Origin of the sequence: Serratia sp. 506_PEND, assembly GCF_001076875.1 — a bacterium.
Lineage (GTDB): Bacteria > Pseudomonadota > Gammaproteobacteria > Enterobacterales > Enterobacteriaceae > Serratia > Serratia marcescens.
The window spans coordinates 1-5,565 of sequence record NZ_JVEL01000542.1; the positions used below are offsets into that span (position 1 = coordinate 1).

At 54.9% G+C, this 5,565-nt stretch carries 3 protein-coding genes and 2 pseudogenes; 1 reads left to right on the forward strand and 4 read right to left on the reverse strand.

Annotated features, from left to right (window positions below):
• The 3 genes and pseudogenes from ADK28_RS23505 to ADK28_RS23515 form a co-directional block, all read right to left on the reverse strand.
• Nucleotides 1-318 (reverse strand): annotated as a pseudogene (locus ADK28_RS23505) (DNA-binding protein); the annotation flags it as partial.
• A gap of 25 nt (nt 319-343) precedes the next feature.
• A complete protein-coding gene (locus tag ADK28_RS29495; RefSeq protein ID WP_065429424.1) occupies nt 344-973 on the reverse strand; it encodes a DUF2913 family protein in 630 nt (209 codons plus the stop codon).
• A 105-nt stretch (nt 974-1,078) separates the two neighbouring features.
• A complete protein-coding gene (locus ADK28_RS23515) occupies nt 1,079-1,642 on the reverse strand; it encodes a hypothetical protein (RefSeq protein WP_048796830.1) in 564 nt (187 codons plus the stop codon).
• Between the two features lie 245 nt (nt 1,643-1,887).
• On the opposite strand from ADK28_RS23515, the pseudogene ADK28_RS23520 reads away from it, so the two are divergent.
• Nucleotides 1,888-4,651 (forward strand): annotated as a pseudogene (locus ADK28_RS23520) (hypothetical protein); the annotation flags it as partial.
• Nucleotides 4,652-5,275: 624 nt separating this feature from the next.
• On the opposite strand, the gene ADK28_RS23525 reads toward ADK28_RS23520, so the two are convergent.
• On the reverse strand, nt 5,276-5,565 hold a 290-nt coding region (locus ADK28_RS23525; RefSeq protein WP_048796832.1), incomplete at its 5' end, for a putative zinc ribbon protein.

The window sequence follows — 5,565 nt, forward strand, 5'->3', positions numbered from 1 at the left end:
CCGTGCTCAGGTCAGCCTTCAGGCTCCAGACGCAACCATACCGTTTACCATTAAAGATCACGTTCTTCTGACTGACCTGCAGTTCATCGCGCAGACCGGCAATCAACTGGGGTGTACGGAGCAACAGTAAGCGGAAAGGCAATTCAAAACTGGTCACGTAATCGACGTTCAGCAGGGCAATACGCAGACGTGCTTCCGCTCCGGCTTTCAGTTGTCGGCATTCTTCGAGCATATCAGCCCACTGCCGCGTCAGGCGGGGCGCGCCTCGTCAGAGCATGAAAAATGGTACTTTTCTACCTGGTACTCAATCCGCCCCATGCTCATTTCCCTTACGTTAATGTTGCTATTTGCACTTCAGTGGCAACAGAGACAGCAAATACCCGCCAGCGTGCTGCTCACCCGTCGTGTAACGCAGCTCCCGCGCATCAAACGCATCGCCAACAACACACACCTCTCCGGCAACGACAAACTCCACCGGCGCGGTCTGCTGGCCTTTATCGGTAAAATGCCGCTGCAGTTCGGATTTTCTCACCAGCAGCGCGGATACGCCCGTATATTCGGCATACAGGGACGCCGGTTCCCATTCATCGTCGGTGACAACCGCATTGACCCAGCCCTGTGACCTGAGATGTTCGATGGCATGCGTCAGCCGAAAGAGCTCTGACTGCTGCGTCACCGGCTCCGTGAAGGAGTGCCAGAGGTATTGCAACCGACTCAACAATCCGGCTGCGGGACCTTTTTGTCGCCCGAGGCGAAGCAGGCTGTCAATATCTGTCGCCACTGACCGGGGAAAGCGGCGTTGTTTTTGCGCGTCGGCCAGCCAGCGAACCAGAAAAGTGTGAATGGTCAGCGGTGACAGTGCCTGGCCGTCCTGCTGCGCCAGACGTAATCCGACCAGCGCACACCAGGCAAAATGCGCCAGGTCAGCCAGTGATTCTTCGGGAGGTAATGCGGTGTCATTCGTTTTTTTCATGGCGAGGATTATATCGGCAGCACGCACAACGGAAAAGGCCTGATGGCTGAGGGGATAGCTACAGCGCAAGGGTATGGCATCGTTATCTCATCGTCAGCCGCACACTCAGGTGCAAATAACGCCCGTTCGCGCAGTGGTTACCGGTTCCTGCATTTCCTGAACTCGCGCTTTTAGCTGATTAAAGGGGGCCGTGAAACCGCCACACCCCGCGCGGCTGATAACAAGCGGCGTGATGTTTGCGACACCATTGTGTTCAGCGCCACACACCGTCAGCCATGCTTCCCGGAGCAACCCACTCATTGCCTGAATTGCATTTTCAACAGATTGCGCAGAAGACCCGACCGCCAGCGTATCGAGATTCATCAGTATAACTATCCGGCATTCCGGCTCACTGGCCGTTTCCCACAACCAGCGCAGGACCGTAGGCGGTGAGTTTTGTCGCGCCTGCTGGCGTTGGCGCGAATACTCACCGATACGTTGCCAGACGTCGGTATGGAAACGCAAAATCAACGCATTGTAATCGGCCAGGGTGTCGCGATACGGTAACACCAGCGTAAAACTGAACGCCGCCAGTTGCGGGTAATGGTCAATCGCCTGCTGAAGAAAAGCGCGTGAATTTACTGCATCCACAGCGTTACCGGCGGTGGTTGCAGGTGGGTAATGATTCATAAGGATTCTCGATTCGATTGTAGACAGTTAACGGCACGCCAGCCAGGCTGGCAGGCCTGTTGTTATTGCGCGGAATAACGGCGTGTAGATTTGAATGTGGCGTGGGCACGGGAGCAAACGTGGCCCAGAAACAGCCCTTCCGAACGTGCCTGTCGGCGGTCAACCTGCTGATATCGTGGATGCCGAAGCCATGGAGCACGGTGCCTTTACGGGGTTGTTCACCTGATGATCCCCCCGTAGAATCAATGTTCTATTTTTCGCCACGGGAGCCACCGCCCATGAAAATCTGCCTCTACCACACCGCCAATCCTGAGGGTATTCCAGGCTACAAAAAATTTGCACAGGCTATCGCTGCAGATAATTTCGTCCAGGCCGACGTGCGTAAAATTGACACCAACCTTTACCGTGCGCGCCTGAATATACGGGACAGATTGCTGTTTTCCTTTTATCGCTATCGCGGAGAAACCGTCTGCCTGGTGCTGGAGTACCTCCGCAACCATGCCTACCACACATCGCGTTTTATTCGTAAACAGGGGGTTATTGACGAAGAGCGGTTTCAGCCGGTACTTAACCCTGATGATATTGACGCTGAACCCCTGACGTACATTAACCCGTCGCATGGCCGTTTTTACCGGCTGGATAAGATGCTGTCGTTTGATGATGACCAGCAGGCCCTGTACGAACACCCGCTGCCGCTGGTGATTGTTGGCTCAGCAGGCAGCGGTAAAACGGCGCTGTTACTGGAGAAAATGAAGCAGGCGGGTGGCGACATTATGTATCTCAGCCTCTCCTCATTTCTGGTGGAAAAAGCGCGCACGCTCTATGCCGCCAGCCACGAAGAAAATACCGCGCAGAATATCGACTTCCTGTCGCTGAGTGAGTTTCTGGAAACCCTGCGTATCCCGGAAGGCAAAGAGGTGACATTCAGCGCCTTTAGCGACTGGTTGCCACGCAATAAGACGACGGCATCCCTGGGGTCGACCCATACGTTATACGAAGAGTTTCGGGGGGTGATTGGGGCCGCCGTGTCTGAAACGGGTCCGATGAGCCGGGAAGACTATCTGGCGCTGGGTATCCGACAGTCAATGTACCCTGCCGACGACCGTGAAACGGTCTACACGCTGTTTGAACGCTACGTCGCCTGGCTGAAACAATCCCGGCACTTTGATACTAACCTGCTCAGCCATCTGTATCTGCCTCTGGCTGCCCCCCGTTACGATGTGATTTTCGTTGATGAAATTCAGGACATGACCCCCGTTCAACTGTTGCTGGTTCTGAAAACCTTACGCCACCCGGACCAGTTTTTGCTCTGCGGCGATGCCAATCAGATTGTTCACCCCAATTTTTTCGCCTGGAGTACGCTCAAAAGCATCTTCTTCCGCCACCACAAGGGGACCGATGCCGCCATTAATATTTTACAGGCAAACTACCGCAACGCGCCGCACGTCACCGGGCTTGCCAACCGCCTGTTACGCCTCAAGCAGGCGAGATTCAGCGCTATTGATCGGGAAACTCATCACCTCGTCAAAAGCTGCGGTCAGGCAGAAGGCGTTGTCAGACTGCTGGAAGACCGTGAAGCGATAAAACAGGAACTGAACACCAAAACCGCGCGTTCGAACCGCGTGGCGGTCATTGTCATGCATCCTGAGCAAAAAGAACAGGCTCGCCGCTGGTTTAACACCCCGCTGATATTCTCGGTTCAGGAAGCAAAAGGGCTGGAATACGAAACGGTCATTTTATTCAACATGGTCAGCAGCGCCCGGCAGGCATTTGACGATATCTGTGATGGCGTCACGCCGGCAGCGCTTGAGGACGACGCGCCACGTTATGCCCGCCCGCGCGACAAACAGGATCGCTCCGCTGAAATTTACAAATTCTTCACCAATGCACTGTATGTTGCACTCACCCACGCCACCCACAATGTTTATCTCGTCGAGCAACATGTGGAGCACCCTCTGTGGTCCCTGCTGGCACTCTCCCGTGAGGAAGAGGAACTGAGCATTAAGGAAGCAGCGTCCAACCTGGATGAATGGCAAAAAACCGCCCGTCTTCTGGAAAAACAGGGTAAACAGGAGCAGGCCGATGCGATCCGCGAGCAGATACTGCAGCAGCGCCCCGCGCCCTGGCACATCATTGAGCCTTCCGACGCCAGCCAGTGGAGGCAGCAGATACTGGCCGGCACCGCCAGCAAAGCCACGCAGTTACAGGCGCTGGAGTATAGCCTGATATATTCTGCGTTCCCGCTTTTCAATGCCCTGTACCGTTCAGATTTTAAACCCGCCCGCCAGCCCCGGGAAAAAAGCCTGCAGTTGCTGGAGCAGAAGTTTTTCCGGACGTACACGATGAATAACCCGGTCGCCGTATTGCGGGATATTGAACGTTATGGCATCGATCACCGCTCGTCGTTTAATCTGACCCCGATGATGGTCGCCGCCCGCGTGGGTAACGTCGGGCTGGTTCAGCAGCTTATTGACAAAGGCGCCGATCCCGGTTTAACCGGCAATGATGGACTGGCGGCTTATCATCACGTGCTGTCCACGGCCATCAGCACACCACGTTATGCGCAACAAAAAAGCGCTCAGCTGTATGCGTTGCTGAAACCAGAAAGCCTCTCGCTGCAGGTGAACGAGCGACTCATCAAACTGGACGACCAGCATATGGCGACGTTTCTGGTTATCCTGATGCAGGCACTGTTCTACACCCACCTAGGGAATGCGCTGATCCGCTTTGAAGCGTTCAGCGCCGCGCTACTGGCTGAATGTGTTGCTCATTTACCCGACGCACTGCTCCCCGAACGCCGCAAACGTCAGAGTTATATCAGCAGTCTGCTCTCACAGCATGAAGCCAGCAGCAAAAATGCTTATGGCAAAAAGCTGTTTCTGAGGCTACGCCATGGACAGTATATTCTTAATCCGTCGCTGAAGCTCCGTCAGGGAGAAGACTGGGTGCCGATCTATCAGCAACTCTCCTTGGACGATATGAACGCGGACCTGCAGGCCCTGCTGCAGGGATACCCGGAAAACCGAAGGGATTTCCACGAGACAAAACGGGATTACCATGAACGCATTGGAAACATTATCGCCTACTGGACAGGGGTCATTAATAAGGCCAGCAAAAACAAAGGCAAAAGCAGGTGATACCGTTCCCCCCGACACTTATCGTGGCGGCTGTTCACCGGCGTACACCTGCAATAATTGACAGTAAAACCGATGAGGATTGCTGAACAAATGCACCCGCCCGCCCGCGCTGATACTGATGATTGTTCAGGCAGTCGCGGGAGCATGCGATGGGAAATCTTTTAACACCGATGTGCATCCTGGCGGAGAAACAAATCGCCCTTAGTCCTATCGCACGCGTTATTATCAGTCAGCATCGTCAACGATACCCAAACGATATGTTTTGTTCCAGAGTCATTCCCTGCGCGTCAGAGCGACTGCCAGACCCGTTACCGTGATAGCGTTCAACACAGCACTCAAGAAAGCTGCTAAGGGGATCACACAGAAAACCGTCAGTAGAAATAAGCGCACTGCTCGTGCCCCCGAGAGACCGGGCCCCGTCCGACCCGCTCCAGCATGGTCCGGTAGTCGTCCGTTGCCTCACGGGATCATTCATACCGTATCGCCATCACAGGGCTTATCCGGGGAGCATGTTACAACCGTAATTCATCTGCCAGTTGGCCTCTTCGATACTGTAGATACCGGTCAGGCAACGTGGACAGGACTTCACGCCCTGATAATGCTCGCTGCACCAGACGCAGTACCAGGCCTGCGACATGACGGGGGCATCCAGCCCCCGGATAATACTGCGCAGTTTGTTGTGCCGGGCTTCGGCTTTCACCTCAGGGTCAAGGTGGGCGCAGGCCATCAGCACATGCCGGGCTACGGTCTGCTGGTCATGCTCAAACCACGGGTCTTCGTGCATAC

Excerpts from the sequence above, each read along its gene's own strand:
- ADK28_RS23515 (WP_048796830.1), bottom strand. The coding sequence starts at position 1,642 with ATGAATCATTACCCACCTGCAACCACCGCCGGTAACGCTGTGGATGCA.
- ADK28_RS29495 (WP_065429424.1), bottom strand. The coding sequence starts at position 973 with ATGAAAAAAACGAATGACACCGCATTACCTCCCGAAGAATCACTGGCT.